A 15869-nucleotide genomic window follows, 5' to 3' on the forward strand; every position below is an offset into this window, starting at 1 on the left:
AATAATTAAGGAAAATTTAATGAACTTATCTATGAGAAAACTCGTAGTTCCGATATTTTTAGATATGTTTTTACACTTCATTACGCTCATCATCAACACCTACATGGTTACAAAAGTGAGTGTGCATCTAGTTGGTGCCATGGGTGCTGGCAATCAAGTGATGGATCTTTTTATGACCATTTTTAACTTCCTAAGCATTGGCTGTTCAGTCGTCGTCGCCCAAGCGCTGGGAGCTAAAAAGAACGATCTTGCTTCAAACGTCATACACGCAAGTATCACGTCAAATACGCTCTTTGGTATCTTCTCGGCTATCGTCATCTACGTCTTTGGCTACAACATCTTAAATTTACTAAACGTGCCAAAAGAGCTTATAAATGATAGCTTCTCATATCTTCACATCCTTGGCTTTGCCCTACTTTTTGATGGCATCGGTATGGTGCTAGCTGCGGTGCTTCGTGTTTATAACCTAGCAACTGCTGTAATGCTAACCTCGGTTTTAATGAACATAATTACGATTTTAGGCAATGCTATCTCCCTTTTTGGCTGGTTTGATCTGCCAAATTTAGGTCTGCAAGGTGTAGCTATCTCGACACTTGTTGGCAGATTAGTAGGCATTTTTGTGCTAGCTTATATGCTGAGTAAAAAGGCAAAAGTTAAAATTTACTTTAAAAAGCTACTTGTCGTGCCATTTGAAATTTTAAAGAAAATTCTCTCAATCGGCCTTCCAAGTGCAGGCGAAAATTTACTCTGGATGGCGCAATACATGGTCGCTTTTGGCTTTGTGGCAAGCATGGGCGAGGCTAGCCTTAGCGTGCAGACCATTTACTTTCAGATCACGCTTCTTATCTTGCTTTGTGGAGCAAGCATCAGCGTGGCAAACGAGGTCATCGTTGGGCATTTAGTTGGAGCAAGCGAGTTTAACGAGGCCTATACAAGGACATTTAGGGCGCTAAGACTTGGAGTTTTTATCACTCTCGTAGTCGTACTTATAGCTTATGCACTAAAGCATCAAATCATGGACGCACTAAATTTAAATGAAAATTTACGTGCGATCATGTTACCGCTTTTTACACTTTCGATATTTCTTGAAGCGGGTAGAACCTTTAACATAGTCATCGTAAATGCCCTTCGTGCAAGCGGTGACGCAAAATTTCCTCTTGCGACTGGCCTTATCTTCATGTGGGGGCTTTCGCTGCCACTTGGATATTTCTTAGGCATCTATCTTGGCTGGGGAATTATCGGCGTTTGGATAGGATTTTGTGCTGATGAGTGGCTAAGAGGTCTTGCAAATACGTGGCGTTGGAGAAGTAAAAAATGGCAAGAAAAACGCCTAGTTTAAAGCAAAAGAGCATAAATTTAGACTTTTATGGGCTAAGCGTTTTAATAAATTTTAAAACAAATGTAAAATCCATGCGTCTAAGAGTTGGCAAGGATGCTAAGATCACGCTATCTATGCCATTTTATAGCACACAAAAGATGGCTCTTAGTTTTCTTGAGATGCACAGAATTTGGCTTGAAAATACTTACAAAAAAGCTCTTTTAAATTTACCAAAAGATGATGAGATGAAATTTCTTGGGCAAATTTATAAGATAAAATTTGATGAAAATTTTAAAGAGCCATTTTTTGATGGCGAGTTTGTCTTTACGCCAAATTTAAAAAGCCTTGAGCGTTTTGTAAAAGTAAGAGCAAAAGAGCTATTTTTAGAGCTTATAAGCCATTTTCAGCCTTTTATAAATAAGCCAATCAAGCGTATAGTCATACGAAATAGCAAAACTCGCTGGGGCAGCTGTAATCACAAAAAAGGCTATATAAACCTAAGCCTAAGACTCATGGAAAAGCCACTCTCAGCCGTGCGCTACGTCGTACTTCACGAGCTTACTCACCTACTCTATCCGCATCATCAAAGCAGCTTTTATAAATTTATAGAACATATCATGCCTGATTATAAAGAGCAAGAGAGAGTTTTAAGAGCGTAATTTATTTTCATCAAGTAAGTGTAAAAATTAATATGCTAAAATCGCATGTTAATTCACAAAAAGGGAATTTCAATGAAAAAAATGATTTTTATCTCAATCTTAGCCACTTGTGCTTTTGCAGGTAACTTTGAAGATGGCCTAAAGGCATATGGGAGCTCAAATTTTAAAGAAGCTTTGGCTAAATTTGAAGCAGGATGTTTAGTAAATGATGTAAAATCTTGCGTAAAAGTTGGAGCGATTTACCAACTAGGAAAAACAGCTCTACCTAATCCGAGCAAGGCTTTAGAGTACTATAATAAAGCTTGCGAAGCTGGCGAGGTTGAAGGTTGTTCAGCAGCTGGTGGACTTTATCTAAATACTGAGCCACAAAAAGCAAGAGAACTTTTTAACAAAGCTTGTGAGAAGAATGATGGATATTCTTGTGAGATGGTAGGTTCTATCTTGATAGAGGCTAAAGAATTTAAAAAAGCTTATGAATTTTTAGTAAAAGGCTGCGAATTAGGCGATAAGATGTCTTGCGAATTTGCAGGCGATCTAAGACGCTCAAAACAACTATAATTTTTAGGCTTACGAGCCTAAAAATTTCTTATTTAATTTATTACACCAATATCCTTAAACAAAAAATCAAAAAAACACTTATTTTAAATAAAAATTACCCAAAGTATAAAGGTAGCTCTAAAAATTTATATTAGAAATTTAGGCAAGAATGCTCTTGCCTAAAATTAGATTATTTTTATTTGATCAAGTGGTTTGTCTTTAATGCCCCATTGAGTCATAAAAACAAATCCATAAAGTACAGCAGCTACGATATAAGCAGTGTATTCGTTTGGTATAAGATTAAATTTCGCACATATATTTGGTACAAGAGCTAGTGGCACAACTGGAATCAAAAGAATACGCTCCCAAATTCTAAGCTTTGTGACATAGTAGCCTTGAAGTAAGCTTGAAAATGCAAACATTCCCACGATCGCCATACCAAAGACAAGTAAAATTTCAAGTGGATTGCTCATCCAGACTATTCCTTTTGAATCAAGCGGGTCACCCTCATTTACGCTTTCTATTAGCATAAGTTTGTTGTTAAAGAAAAAGGCAAATGGTAAGATCGCTGTTCTTAGATCATAAAAGAATCCTTGAACGCCAACGGTTATAGGATTTGCTTTGGCGATACCCGCTGCTGCGTATGCTGCGATACCAACTGGTGGTGTGTCATCAGCTAAAATTCCAAAGTAAAAAACAAAAAGATGCACAGCTATGGCTGGGATTAGAAAGCCATTTTTATGTGCCAAAAATAAAATGACAGGTGCCACAAGGCTTGAGACAACAATGTAGTTTGCCGTTGTTGGAAGTCCCATACCAAGGATTAGAGACATTAAAGCTGTCAAAAGCAAAATCATAATGATATTATCGCCTGCTAAAAGCTCAACTAGATCAGACAAAACTTGACCAAGACCAGTAAGCGAGATAGAGCCCACAATGATACCCGCAAGCGCTGTTGCGATGGCAATAGTAGTCATACTTTTTGCAGCTGTAACCATCGCCCAAAATATATCCTCAAAGCCAATAAGTACGTCATTTATGCCAACTTTTTCGCCACTTGCTAGCTTTTTAGTTGGCTCTTGAAAGATCATTATTAAAAATAAAAATCCAATCGCATTAAAAGCCGCCGAGATAGCTGATTCTTTTGCGATTAATAGCGTATAAAGCAAAATCAAAATCGGAGTTATATAGTGAAGTCCGCTTACAAAAATTTTAAATCTTGAGTGAAACTCGCTTTGGTTTATACCTTTTAAGCCAAGCTTCACACTCTCTAAATGAACGATAAAAAATAGTGACAAATAACAAGCAAACGCTGGGATAACCGCTGCCATCATGACATTTGTATATGTCATGCCCAAAAACTCAGCTATGATAAAAGCAGCTGCGCCCATGATCGGAGGCATGAGCTGTCCATTTACACCAGCTGCAACCTCGATAGCTCCAGCTTTTGTGCGTGAAAGACCGGCTTTTTTCATAAGTGGTATGGTAAATGTGCCAACTGTTACAACATTTGCTGTGGAGCTGCCTGAAACCATGCCTGTTAGGCCACTTGCGATGACTGAAGCCTTAGCTGGACCGCCTCTATATTTGCCAAGAAGAGAAAAAGCTAAATTTATGAAATATTGCCCAGCACCTGCCCTCTCAAGCAATGAGCCAAAAAGAACAAAAAGATAGATAAAACTAACGCTAACTCCGATAGGCACACCAAAGATACCCTCTGTCGTTAAAAACATATGGCCTGCGATCTTTTCAAAGCTAGCGCCTTGGTGAGCGATGATGTCTGGCATATAAGGGCCAAAGTGATCATATATCAAAAATAATATACAAATAATTGGAAGCGCTGGTCCCATGACACGCCTGCCAGCCTCGAGCAAGACAATGATCGCCAAAAACGATATGACGATATCTTGTGTAATGTAATCCCCTGTCCTATCAGCTAGCTCATAAAAATAAACTGCTGGATAAAGCACAGCAACAACGCCTACCACACAAAAGACTAGATCGTAAAATGGCAAACTAGAATGTGCCTTTTTATGAAAAGTAACTGGATAAAGCAAAAATACAAGACCAACCGCAAAGGCTAAGTGTATCGAGCGTGAAATGTTAGTATTTAGCGGAAAATAAGCTATATAAAGCTGAAAAACTGACCAAGAAAAGCATACGATCGCAATGAAATAGTTGTAAAAATTGCTATTTATCTCCCTTGTTTTTACCTCGACAAATTGTTCTTCGTTGTCTTTGACTTCGTTCATCTCTCTCCTTTAAAATTTAAATATATAAATTTAAAAGAATTTGTATATTTAAATTTTATCCAGAGGCAAAAGCCTCTGGAAATGGATTATTTTAAAATACCAGCCTCTTTAAATGCAGCCTCTGCAGCTGGGTGAAGCGGAGCTGAAAGACCTTGAACAAGATCTTCTTTGTTTACTGATTTTAGCGCTGGGTGAAGAGTTTTATACTCATCAAAGTTGTCTAAAATAGCTTTTATCACAGCTTTTACAGCCTCGTCCTTTGTATCTTTATTAGTTACTAAAACAGCTTTTACACCGATAGTATTTACATCGTGATCGACGCCATCATATGAGCCTTTTGGGATCACACCTTTTGCGAAGTATGGCTTCTCTTTAAGAAGATTATCAATCTCGCTGCCTTCGATATTTAGGATATCGATCGGCAAAGATGTCGCGGCATCAGTGATGTTTGCAGTTGGGTGGCCGACGACAAAGCTATATCCGTCTATTTTTTTATCTTTTAGTGCGTGTGGACATTCACCAACTGTTAAAACACCGCGATATCCTAGTTTTGAAACGTCAAAGCCTTTTGCTTTAAAGACTTCAAGCGTACTTACTTCATTGCCGCTACCTGGGTTACCAACGTTATATTTTTTACCTGCAAATGAAGCAAGATCACTTGTAAGACCGCTATCTTTTGCTACAACAAATGCAAGAAGCTCTGGATAGATCGCAACTACTGAGCGTAAATTTTCATCTTTTGCTCCGTCAAATTTGCCAGTGCCGTTAAATTTATCATAGACGACGTCACTTTGAACAAAACCAAATGTAAGCTCTTTTTTCAAAACGTTATTTACGTTGTAAACAGAGCCACCAGTTGATTGGACTGAGCATTTTATATCAGCATTTTTGTTTGCCAAACGGCAGATCGCTCCACCTATCGGATAGTACGTACCTGTCATGCCACCAGTGCCGATACTGATAAATTCTTTTGCTGAAAGAGTTGTTGCTAAAAGCAAACCAGCAAGTGCCAAAGAAGTAGTTTTCATCTAAAATCCTTTCAAAAAATTTAAGGCTATTTTATTCTATAAATTTAGCTTTGTATCTTTTTCTTATGATATTTTTATGCCATTTTTGTAAAGTTGCAACCATTCTACACAATCAAGGCTTAAAAAAATATTTTCTTAAGAATAAATTTATATTTATTTATAGGTCAATTTGATTTTAATCAGATCACAACTTAAATATTATTTTTATTGTATAATGACGGCAAAGTTCTAAGTTTTAGAAAAACTGTTGCAAATTTACAACTAGCCAATATCTTTTACAAATGTTAATAACAATCAAATTTTGGAGGTTTTTATGAAAAAATCACTTATGTTGGCTGCTTCTATGCTGCTTTTATCTTTAAATTTCGCTTCAGGTGCGGATGAAAAATCACAAATAAGCTTTAGTGGCTCATCTACTCTAGCTCCAGTCATCGCTAAAATTTCAACTGACTTTATCGAAAAGTACGAGACTTGGGACAAAATAGATAGCGCATTGCCAAACAAAAATATCACCATCTTTGTCTCAGCTGGTGGCTCTGGCGCTGGCGTAAAAGCCGTGCTTGATCATGTCGCTGACTTTGGCATGCTAGCTCGCGACGTAAAAGATAGCGAAAAAGCAAAGATCAAAGACATGAAAGCCTATACGCTTGGCATAGACGCACTTTGCGTAGCTGTAAACCCAGAAAATGAGGTGATAAAGCTAAAGGGCGGAAATTTAAGCAAAGATGAGATCGTCAAAATTTTTTCAGGCGAGTATAAAAAGTGGAGCGACCTTGACAAATCACTACCAAATGACGAAATAGTAGTAGTCACAAGAGATCTTGGTGGCGGTGCTCACGAGGTATTTCAAAAAAAGCTCATGAAAGATGTTAAAGTTAGCAAAAACGTCATCCAATCACCTTCGATGGGCGCGCTTGTATCAAAAATCATCGAAAATAAAAACGCTATTGGCTACGCTTCTTTTGGTATCACAAACCAAAACAAAGGCAAGCTAATACCGCTAAACGTTGACGGAGTCGAGCCAACTGTTAAAAATATAGTTGATGGTAAATACTACATCTCTCGTCCGCTCATCATCGTAAAAAGTGGCGATCTAAGCAAGAGTGAGCAAATTTTTGTTGATGTGCTAAATTCAGCCGAAGGTCAAAAGACTATCGAAAAAATGGGATTTATACCAGTAAAATAGCCAATGACAGGGCAAATTTTTAAAGGCGCGATATATCTTTTTACACTTTTATCCGCCATGCTTTTGCTTTTACTCGTGGGGTTTTTGCTGCTAAATTCCACGAGTTTTTTTGCAGAAGTAAGTCTCTTTGACTTCTTACTAAATGGCGACTGGGACGTTAGCACAGAGCCTTTTAGCTTTGGGCTGTTTAATATCCTAGTCGCAAATTTTGCAGTTGCGTTTTTAGCTTGCATATTTTCATTTTTTATCTCGCTTGGCGTTACTATCTTTATCTGTTTTTTTGCGAGTACCTGGCTTAGGCACGTGCTAGACTGGATGATAAGAATTTTAGCTGGCATACCTTCGATCATCTACGGATTTTTCGCACTTTACACGGTTGTGAAAATTTTAGAATCAGGGCTGAAAATGTCTGCTGGAGAGTCAGTCTTGGCAGCTAGCCTCATCCTTAGCGTCATGATACTGCCATTTTTTACATCACACCTGCTTCAAAGTGTAGATCTGCTAAAGCAAAATTTCAAGACAAACTCAGACGCACTTGGCGTAAGCACTGGATACTTTATACGTAAGGTCATTTTTAGAAAGTCGATAAGAGCTAGCACTTCAGGCTTTATACTCGCATTTTCAAGAGCAGCTGGCGAGACGATGGCCGTGATGATGGTCATAGGCAACACCCCGCTTTTTCCGCACCTGCTCTCAAAAGCTCAAACCATACCATCTCTAATAGCCCTTGAAATGGGCATGAGTGAGGCTGGCAGCCTGCACTATCACGCTCTTATTGCAAGCGGATTTGTCCTGCTTGTTTTTATATTTATGTTAAATATTTTTATCTTTAAATTTGAGAAAAACAATGAACGCTTTTAAAGATTATCTAGTCAAATTTTACGCCTATCTTTGCGTATTTATAGTGGTTGCAGTGATATTTTGGATATTTTATTTCATCTTTGCAAATGGTATCTCTCAGATAAATTTAGACTTTCTAACCAAAAATCCGCAAGGTTTAAATTTAGGTGAGAGTGGCGGCATAAAAGACGCTATCATAGGCTCATTTTTGCTGATGATACTCTCGATGATATTTTCTGCACTTCTTGGCGTTAGCTGCGCCATTTATAGGCAAATTTACTGCACTTCTAGCACAATAAAGCTTGGGCTTAAATTTATCATCCAAACGATGGCCTCGATACCTTCTATCTTGCTTGGGATGTTTGTTTATGGACTTTTTATCGTCAGCCTTGATATCCCTAAAAGCCTGCTAACAGCTAGCATTACGCTTGCTTTGATGGTCTTTCCATTTGTGGAAGTTAGCACAGAAAAGGTGATCTCGCAGATCGATGAAAAGATGTTAAGAGATAGCTTCGCACTTGGCGTTGATAAAAATTTTATGGCTAGAAAGCTAGTTTTGCCAACTATTAGAAAAAATATCATATCTATTTTAATACTTGCTGGCAGCTACGCCATAGGGGCTACCGCACCGCTACTTTTAACTGGAGTCGTCTTCATGGCAAAAGTAGAGGGGCTACTCTCGCCGGTCATGGCACTGCCTTTTCACCTGCACATGCTCCTAAGCCAGTCAGTCGCAACGCAAAATGCCTACGCCACGGCGCTCGTGCTCATTTTTATATTGATCATTTTGCACCTGCTTTCAGCCGTAGTTTTATTTGATATAGGAGAGAAAATTGCCAGATATTTTAAACATAAAAGATCTTAGTATTTTTTATCAAGATAATGAAATTTTAAAAGATCTAAATTTAAACATCGCCGAAAACGAGATCATCTGCCTAATGGGTAGCTCAGGATGTGGTAAATCGACATTTCTATCAGCGCTAAATGGCTTTTTGGAGCAAAAGGGCGGCAAATATAGCGGAGAGATATTATTTAAAGGTGAAAATATCAAAACCAAAGACGAAATTTGGCTAAGAAGGAAGCTAGCCATACTCTTTCAAGACGCCACGCTCTTTCCCTTTAGCGTCGAGAGAAATTTGACATATGCGATGGAATTTTACGAAGGCAGCATAAAAGATAAGCAAAAAAGAGTAGAGGAGCTGCTTAAAAGTATCGGCGTGCATTTAAAATGAGAATATCTTGCATTTAAAATGAGAGCGAGAGTTCAATCAACTTATCTTTCTACTATCATTTTAAATACAAGATATTCTAAAGCCGTCTACATTTGTTAAAGGACATTTAAACACTCTTTAAATACAGATATAATAGTATAAACCAAATATACATATAAGAAAAGATGACTTATGGAAAATATTGAAAAATATAGACAAATAGAATCAACCTTAAAATTGTTGTTGGACAATAAACATGAAGTCTCTCTAAAGCAAATTTTAGATGAAATAGACATCTACTTACAATGGCTATCTAGTATAAAGTCAAAATATGGAATTACAAAAGAATATCCATTAGAACATATATCAGAACAAATTTTCTCAGACATTACAAGAGATAATTACAAAATGCATGTTTTAGCTATGAGTATCACTATAGAAGAAGTAAGGTCTGACCTAAAAAGAATATGCCAGGAGGATAAAGACGGTAGCAACATAAAAGCAAATAGTAATAATTGCGTTAAGGGTTTATTGGCATTACTTAACGACATAATACTGGATATTAATGAAGTGCTGTGGCAAATAGAAGAAATAATATTTCAAAATCCACAAACAACAAAGAGCGGAAGAAGAAGACTTTTTTTCGGAAGAGAGATTTTTGGTACGTCAAAGAATATTGTAAGGAGACTAGTTGACTATAGTGGTATATCTTATTCGTCAGCATCTGTATTTCTGATAAGACAAGCAATAGAGGTCACTATTTTAAGAGCATTAGGAATAATCGCTTTTGTAGATAAAGATGGCAAAGAGCAAAAATTTAAAATGGATAAAATTTTTAATTTTATAAAAAATAATAGAAAAAATATAAAATTTCCAATAGAATTTTCTATTCTTGATAAAATTATAAAATGGTCCGACGTATATGTACATAAGGGGATAATGTATTATCACTGGCAAATAATAGTAGCTCAGAAAGTTTTGTTACCACTATTTCGTGCCGGTAATGATGGAAAAAATTATAGTTTATCTGGTGCCATTCAAATTAATAGACAATTTTACGAAAAAGAACTGGATAAAGAGCTTATTAAATTTTTGGAATTAAGAGATGACGTTACAGCACGTAGGCTAAAAAGTCCTGATTCTTTGCTTACTGATAAAGTTTTTGAATATAACTAACCTTGTTTTTCTTTTTCTTATTTTAGCTATGCTTTAAAAAGCAAGAAGTGGTTACAGGCCTCACTCCTCAAACTCCACTTCACACGTATAATCTTGGCTCGTCAGTCTATGCTCTACGCTTTTTATCGTGAATTCATTGCTCTCTAGCCTAGCAATACCTTTAAATTTAAGCTTCCCACCTGCTATAATGTTTGCTCCTAGTAGTGAACATCTGCCGTTTATACCGCTACGTTGCAGCTCGTTTAGCTTACTTTCACCTTGTTTGAAGGCTTCGCTATCTGTTTTTGGTTGTGGGATCTGCATTTTATAGACCTGCTCGCCCGCTCCAACCTTGATGCTTTTTGTTTTTCCCTCGCTCACATCTTGCCATTCAAGTATCACCGCTGTATAGCTGTTTCTATTTGCCTCGGTGATTTCAAGAGAGAAAAGCTCGTTGAGACTGAGTTCAAATTTAGGCAGGTTTTCATTTCTTGGGGTGTTTGAGGTCTGGCTCTCGTCTCCTTTGGCATCCATAGGAGTGATGACGATAGTATTATTCTTGACAAGCGCTTTATAACCGGTTTCAAAGCAAAGCCCGTAAAGAAATTCAAGATCGCTCACATTGTCTTGTAGTCTTGAAGCTATCGGTTGATCATCCCCACTCGTTTTAGATGATAGGTTATTTTCAGAAGCTATTTTACGAGTGATCACAAATACAGTGGTATTAACCTGTCTCACTTTTTTTGTAAAAAAATTTCTCATTTTTAACCTTAATGTAAAAAATGAGATTTTTTACCCCTCAAATTCAATCTCTATTTCGTAATTATCCGTGCTTAATCTATGACCTGCGCTCTTTATACTAAATTCGTTTGCTTCTAGCCCCGCTATACCGCTAAATTTCAGCTTTCCGCCTGCTACTATATTTGCGCCGGGTAAACTACACCTGCCGTTTATGCCGCCCTTTTGTAGCTCGTTTAGCTTTGCTTCGCCTTGCCTAAAAGCCTCGTTGTCGCTCTTTGGTTGGGCTATTTGCATCTTGTAGATTTGGTCTCCAGAGCCCACCTTAATACTCTTTGTTTTACCCGCTTCTATGTCTTGCCACTCTACTATAACCGCTCCGTAGGAGTTTCTGTTTGCCTCCGTAATCTCTAACGAGTAAAGCTCGGCTAAATTTAGGGTAAATTTAGGCAAACTCTCGTTTTTAGGGGTATTTGACGTTTGCGTTTCGTCTCCCTTTGCATCTTTTGCGGCTATGACGATGGTGTTATTTTTGACAGCCATGATAAAGCCGTAATCAAAGCAAAGCCCATACAAGAAATCTAGATCTCCCGCGTCGTTTTGCAAGACGGAGGCGATATTTTGATTTTGTCCGGACGTTTTTACGGCAAGCTTATTTTCGGCGGCTATCTTCCTTGCTATTTCAAATACGGTGGTATTCTCCCAGCTTCTGCGCTTTTTGATTTTTTGAGGGCTTGCGAAGTTTACGGCAGTGGCTCTTACTTCGGTGGTTTGGTTTTTATAATCCCTGCTAGCCGTTTGCACGCTAAACGAGCCGCAAAGGTAAAGATCCTCCCCATATCCTAGCCAAAGTTTAAGACTATCTCCGAATACGGGCTTGGCGTATATACCGCTAACGCTAAAGCTTATCTCGTCGCTTTTGCTGCCTTCCTTGTCGTCGAAATTTAGACTGATGAGATTTGCTTTGATAATCTCCGTAATATCTTTGCCGTTTGCTTCGAGCTTGAAATTCGGGTGTTTTACCATAATTTAGCCTGTTCTTTTGCTTTCTCTTTTATCTCGGGCAAAAATACCCTATCGCCCGCTTTAAGCGTAGCGGCTAGTTTTGGATTTAGGGCTAACACCTGCTCAAAAAATCTTAAATGCCCATAATGCGCGTAAACGATAGTATCGAGCCTATCGTTATCCTTAGCTATGTAAATTTTAGTCATAATCTCTCCTGAGCTCCAAACTAAAGCTCTGCGTAAAAAACGCTCCGTTTGGGGTAAATACGGCTTGTTTTTCGCTGATTTTAACAACCGCAAACCTGCCAAAATATTTGCCGTTTCCGTTGGTTAGCGCATAGCTTTGCCTACTGCGCGCTAGCTCGTAAAGCCTTTTTAACGCCGTTTGTTTGTCGCCGTTATAGGGCATAGTCTGGCCCTCTATACTCACGGTTTGATTTCCGAGGTTTGCCGCAAATAAAGCCGGGTGATTTTGGATACGGTCCTGCGAGCTTATGCCAAACTCGGTCTCCAAAGATATACCGCCTACTTGTTTCCAGTTAAATTTAAAGCCTCCTAGATTTAAGACCATATCGCTACCTTTGCTCTCTTATTTCGGTATTGGCGCTGTTAAATTTATCTCTTTTAAGCGCCTCTTTGACGCCTCTTGTGATTTGAGCTTTAAAGCTTTCCAGATCGAATTTGCCGTTATTTGAATTAAGTAAAAAATCGCCGTTAAAGCTTATATTGATATTTGCCCCGCTTGCGGTAGCCGCTACTGCGGCGGCTTGCGGGGAGGCGGGGTTAGACGCCGCGAATAAGGTTTCTTTGGCCTTTATCGGCGCGTTTTGAGGTTCTTCGTCGTTAAACCAAGAAAAGGGGTTATACCAGTTACTCTCTTTGCCGTCTCCTATACCAAGAACGTCTTTCGTCCAATCAGTAGCCGCTCCGAGCATGTTGCCGATAGAGCTAACGGTATCTACGACCCACTGAAATTTCTCGGATACCCAATCAAAAAAGCCTCCGAATATAGATCTCCACCACTCTACGACCCCGTCAAATATCGAACTAAAGAAATTTGAAGTAGCCTCCCAATAAGGCTTTACGTTCTCCCAAATGTTTTCAAAAAAGGTTTTCACCTTATCCCAATTTTCTATAATCCATGCCGCGCCCGCCCCGAGAGCTACTACCAAAGCCCCGATTCCGGTAGAGATGAGGGCTAGGCGCATTATCTTCATGCCGGCCGCGGCGGCTATAAAGCCGGCACGTAAAAAAGCTAGCCCTCTACCTAGTATCAAAGAAGCACCCACGGCGATTTTCGTAGCCCCGCTCCAAGCCGCGGTTAGTATTAACGCAGATCTTAGCCTAGTGCCTACTAATAGCATACTAAACGCATGGGCTTTTGCTGCGAGCGTCGCGCCCGCTAAACTAAACGCGTGAGCGCTCCACCTAGCCGCCGCTACCAAATTTAAAGGATTTAAAAATTTAAGCATTTTAACGACGCCCAAAAAGCCGTCCGCAACGCTTAAAAGCGCGATTTTACCGATAAGTAAAAGCGGCTTAAACATCATAAAACCCGCAACCGCGCTTACTATTACGGCGCTCGTCGTAGGAAACTTAGAGTTTAGCTCGCCAAGCGTACCGGCTATCCCGCCCAGCGCCGAAGCAAGGAGGTTCGTAAGCGGTAAAAACGTCTCTCCAAGATTTGAGCCTAAATTTCTCCACGCCTGCGTCAATCTTTCTATGCCTGATTTCGTAGTATCTAGCTTGGTTTGAAGCTCTTTTTGCATAGATCCTATCGCTTCGTTCGAGCGGGCTAATCTCATGTTTTCTTTAAGGGCGCCTATGTTGGTGACGAGCCCCGCGATTTCGTCGTTAAAATTTCCGCCCACTAGATCGTATAAAAGCCCCGCTTGCTTATCCTTATCGGCTTTTGAAATCGCTTCTAAAAACGTAGTTATCGCGCCCGCGGCGTCTTTAGCCAGAGCCGCTTTTAGATACCCGGCATCCATACCGATACTAGCTAACGCTTCTTGAAACGCTTTGCCTTTTTTATCCGCCATCGATAGGGTCGAATAAAGCGCATTTAAGCTAGTGCCCACGACCGACGTAGCTTTACCGGTGCTTAGCATGGTAGAGCTAATGGCGGCCGCATCAGTAGCGCTTAATCCGATTAGATTTGCATTCGCCGCAGTTAGCGCCGTAGCTTCGAATATATCGTCTGCGTTTGCGTTGGTTACTTTGTTATCAAGTAAATTTACTCTGTCAAAAAAGTCGTTTAAAAGCTCTAAATTATCCATTTTAAAGCCGACTTTCATATTATTTGCCGCATGAGACAAGGCGTCCACGCTCATTTCAAACGCGACCGAGCCGGTAGCTAGCATCTTCGTATAGGCTACGAGTTCGTCCCCTTTTAAATTTATTTTACCGCCGCCTACGGCTATTTGAGCGATATCACCGAAGCTTTTTCCCAGTGAGGTGCTTAGCCCTCTCATACTATTTTTTAACGTAGTTAAATTTTCGTCCGTATCGTCTACGTATTTTTTAACGTTGGCAAACGCCGCTTCGTCGTCGATGGCTAGCTTAATAGGCAAACCGATAGCCGTAGAGTTGGCGATAGCGCCTAGATTTGAAGTAAGTTCGCTAAAAAGCTCTTTTCTTGCCGATTTTATTTGCGCCGACAGGTTGGAAAGCTTGGCGCTATCTAGGCTCGTAACGGCGTTTTTGGCCTGCGAAATCTTACTTTTTAAACCGTCGAATCCCTTTTTTAACTCCGAAATTTGACTTAGCCCTTTAACGGCTAGGCCTATACTAATACCGATTTGCGAGTTATCCATAATTTTCCTTTAATATGCTATAATCCGTGAAAAGGATTTAAAATGGCTTTTCTTGTTCCGATTTTTATATTTTTATTTTTCTATGCCTCGCCGGTAGGGTTTTGGCAGACATTAATCGCTTTGTTTTTCGGACTAGGTTTGTTAGGCGGTTTAATAGGCGGAGTTGGCGCCGTTTTTAAACGCTCCTAGAATATTAAAAAAATCTAACTAACTCCGCTTTTGGCCTTTAAAATTCGCTCCGAAATTTTAACGAACTCGCTAAAATCTATTACGTCTAAATCTAAAATTTCGTTATAGCCAAACCCCAAAACGTAAGCTACCGACGCTACGGCCTCGTTATTTATGCCTATTTTTTCGCAGGTTGCAAAAAATCCTTAATCACCTCCTCGATCGCTTTAAAATCAAGCATATCAAGGCTTTCTACTTCGTCGCTTGACATATTAGCGCAGCTAACTACTAGCTTGATCGCTCTCTCGTCGTCGCTTTTTTCAAGCCCGGCTAGCTTCATAACTCTAACCGTAGGCGCGAAAATTTCTACTTCTTTGCCGTTAATAGGCAACTTAATCGTCGTTTTTCTCATCATATATCCTTTTAAATTTTAGTTTTATTTATTCGCCCAAATTTGAGCGTACTTGCGCCAAATAATCTACACCGCCTATCAGGCATATCATGTTTTCGACGTCTAGTAGCGCTACTGGGACTTTACCTATATTTATATCTAAAAAATGAACGGCTAGCTTGACGCTCACTTCCATCTCTTTACCGCTTTCAAAGCTTCCCGGATCTATCTCGGTAATATCCCCGGTAACCGCCATAGAAAAAGGTTCGGGAGAGCCTTTGCCGGATTGAAAGATGCTAGCCTTGAATAAAAAAGGAATTCTGTTATTCCAAGTGTTGAGTCCATAACCCAAGTATGTGTTCCTATCGAGCACGCTTAGCTTAAACTCCATTTCCACCGGCTTTATCGTTCCGCTTGCGAAATTGCCTCCAAGAGCCCCTTTGGCTTCGATCGTCTCTTGTTCTATCTTTGGTATAGTGAGCGATTTAACTACGCCCAAATATCCTTGACCGTTTATGAATACGTTTGCTTCCTGGATAACCTGAGGAATTTGTCTTTTTACCATT

Annotated in this window: 18 protein-coding genes; 9 read left to right on the plus strand and 9 right to left on the minus strand. The window is 39.4% G+C overall.

The annotated features are described in order from the left end of the window. Positions 1-19 precede the first annotated feature (19 nt). The 3 genes from MTT30_RS04255 (at position 20) to MTT30_RS04265 (ending at position 2535) form a co-directional block, all read left to right on the plus strand. Positions 20-1339, plus strand: a complete 1320-nt coding sequence (locus MTT30_RS04255) for an MATE family efflux transporter (RefSeq protein WP_429801090.1) — start codon at positions 20-22, stop codon at positions 1337-1339. Continuing rightward, positions 1315-1977, plus strand: a complete 663-nt coding sequence (locus MTT30_RS04260; protein ID WP_429801091.1) for a M48 family metallopeptidase — start codon at positions 1315-1317, stop codon at positions 1975-1977. Before MTT30_RS04255 ends, MTT30_RS04260 begins: the two co-directional genes overlap by 25 nt. 72 nt (positions 1978-2049) lie before the next feature. Continuing rightward, positions 2050-2535, plus strand: a complete 486-nt coding sequence (locus tag MTT30_RS04265; protein WP_429801092.1) for a tetratricopeptide repeat protein — start codon at positions 2050-2052, stop codon at positions 2533-2535. A gap of 164 nt (positions 2536-2699) precedes the next feature. Here the strand turns inward: MTT30_RS04265 and MTT30_RS04270 are convergent, their stop codons facing one another. Together MTT30_RS04270 and MTT30_RS04275 are read right to left on the minus strand one after the other, a co-directional pair. Further along, positions 2700-4766 carry a TRAP transporter permease gene (locus tag MTT30_RS04270; RefSeq protein ID WP_429801093.1) on the minus strand — a complete coding sequence of 689 codons (2067 nt, stop codon included), beginning with the start codon at positions 4764-4766 and terminating at the stop codon, positions 2700-2702. Between the two features lie 86 nt (positions 4767-4852). Beyond that, a complete protein-coding gene (locus MTT30_RS04275) occupies positions 4853-5794 on the minus strand; it encodes a TAXI family TRAP transporter solute-binding subunit (RefSeq protein ID WP_429801094.1) in 942 nt (313 codons plus the stop codon). Positions 5795-6107: 313 nt separating this feature from the next. Here MTT30_RS04275 and MTT30_RS04280 point away from each other — a divergent pair, with 313 nt between their 5' ends. From MTT30_RS04280 to MTT30_RS04300, 5 genes are all read left to right on the plus strand, one after another. Further along, entirely contained in the window at positions 6108-6980 is an 873-nt protein-coding gene (locus MTT30_RS04280) for a phosphate ABC transporter substrate-binding protein (protein ID WP_429801095.1), read from the plus strand. A gap of 3 nt (positions 6981-6983) precedes the next feature. Then, the gene (gene pstC / locus MTT30_RS04285) at positions 6984-7841 is read left to right on the plus strand and encodes a phosphate ABC transporter permease subunit PstC (protein WP_429801096.1); all 858 of its coding nucleotides are present in this window, start codon (positions 6984-6986) and stop codon (positions 7839-7841) included. Then, complete coding sequence (locus tag MTT30_RS04290) at positions 7828-8685, plus strand: PstA family ABC transporter permease (protein ID WP_429801097.1); 858 nt, start codon at positions 7828-7830, stop codon at positions 8683-8685. The genes pstC and MTT30_RS04290 overlap by 14 nt, the downstream gene beginning before the upstream one ends. Further along, on the plus strand, positions 8654-9052 hold the full coding sequence (locus tag MTT30_RS04295) for an ATP-binding cassette domain-containing protein (RefSeq protein ID WP_429801098.1): 399 nt from the start codon (positions 8654-8656) through the stop codon (positions 9050-9052). The genes MTT30_RS04290 and MTT30_RS04295 overlap by 32 nt, the downstream gene beginning before the upstream one ends. A gap of 171 nt (positions 9053-9223) precedes the next feature. Continuing rightward, positions 9224-10207, plus strand: a complete 984-nt coding sequence (locus MTT30_RS04300; protein WP_429801099.1) for a hypothetical protein — start codon at positions 9224-9226, stop codon at positions 10205-10207. Between the two features lie 60 nt (positions 10208-10267). Here MTT30_RS04300 and MTT30_RS04305 read toward each other — a convergent pair whose 3' ends face one another. Genes MTT30_RS04305 through MTT30_RS04325 form a run of 5 tightly spaced genes read right to left on the minus strand, consistent with a single transcriptional unit; the run spans position 10268 to position 14744 of the window. Then, positions 10268-10948: a phage late control D family protein gene (locus MTT30_RS04305; RefSeq protein WP_429801100.1), complete on the minus strand. Its 681-nt coding sequence runs from the start codon at positions 10946-10948 to the stop codon at positions 10268-10270. A 30-nt stretch (positions 10949-10978) separates the two neighbouring features. Further along, complete coding sequence (locus MTT30_RS04310) at positions 10979-11950, minus strand: phage late control D family protein (protein ID WP_429801101.1); 972 nt, start codon at positions 11948-11950, stop codon at positions 10979-10981. Then, positions 11944-12135 carry a tail protein X gene (locus tag MTT30_RS04315; RefSeq protein WP_103579120.1) on the minus strand — a complete coding sequence of 64 codons (192 nt, stop codon included), beginning with the start codon at positions 12133-12135 and terminating at the stop codon, positions 11944-11946. The genes MTT30_RS04310 and MTT30_RS04315 overlap by 7 nt, the downstream gene beginning before the upstream one ends. After that, positions 12128-12499: a phage tail protein gene (locus MTT30_RS04320; protein ID WP_429801102.1), complete on the minus strand. Its 372-nt coding sequence runs from the start codon at positions 12497-12499 to the stop codon at positions 12128-12130. Before MTT30_RS04320 ends, MTT30_RS04315 begins: the two co-directional genes overlap by 8 nt. A gap of 4 nt (positions 12500-12503) precedes the next feature. Beyond that, the gene (locus MTT30_RS04325) at positions 12504-14744 is read right to left on the minus strand and encodes a phage tail tape measure protein (protein WP_429801103.1); all 2241 of its coding nucleotides are present in this window, start codon (positions 14742-14744) and stop codon (positions 12504-12506) included. A 42-nt stretch (positions 14745-14786) separates the two neighbouring features. On the opposite strand from MTT30_RS04325, the gene MTT30_RS04330 reads away from it, so the two are divergent. After that, positions 14787-14933, plus strand: a complete 147-nt coding sequence (locus MTT30_RS04330) for a hypothetical protein (protein ID WP_429801104.1) — start codon at positions 14787-14789, stop codon at positions 14931-14933. A 157-nt stretch (positions 14934-15090) separates the two neighbouring features. Here the strand turns inward: MTT30_RS04330 and MTT30_RS04335 are convergent, their stop codons facing one another. After that, positions 15091-15324: a phage tail assembly protein gene (locus tag MTT30_RS04335; RefSeq protein WP_429801105.1), complete on the minus strand. Its 234-nt coding sequence runs from the start codon at positions 15322-15324 to the stop codon at positions 15091-15093. A gap of 28 nt (positions 15325-15352) precedes the next feature. Then, a complete protein-coding gene (locus MTT30_RS04340) occupies positions 15353-15868 on the minus strand; it encodes a phage major tail tube protein (RefSeq protein ID WP_035144811.1) in 516 nt (171 codons plus the stop codon). Position 15869: the final 1 nt, after the last annotated feature.

The organism is Campylobacter concisus, from assembly GCF_050447445.1.
GTDB classification, from domain to species: domain Bacteria; phylum Campylobacterota; class Campylobacteria; order Campylobacterales; family Campylobacteraceae; genus Campylobacter_A; species Campylobacter_A concisus_BI.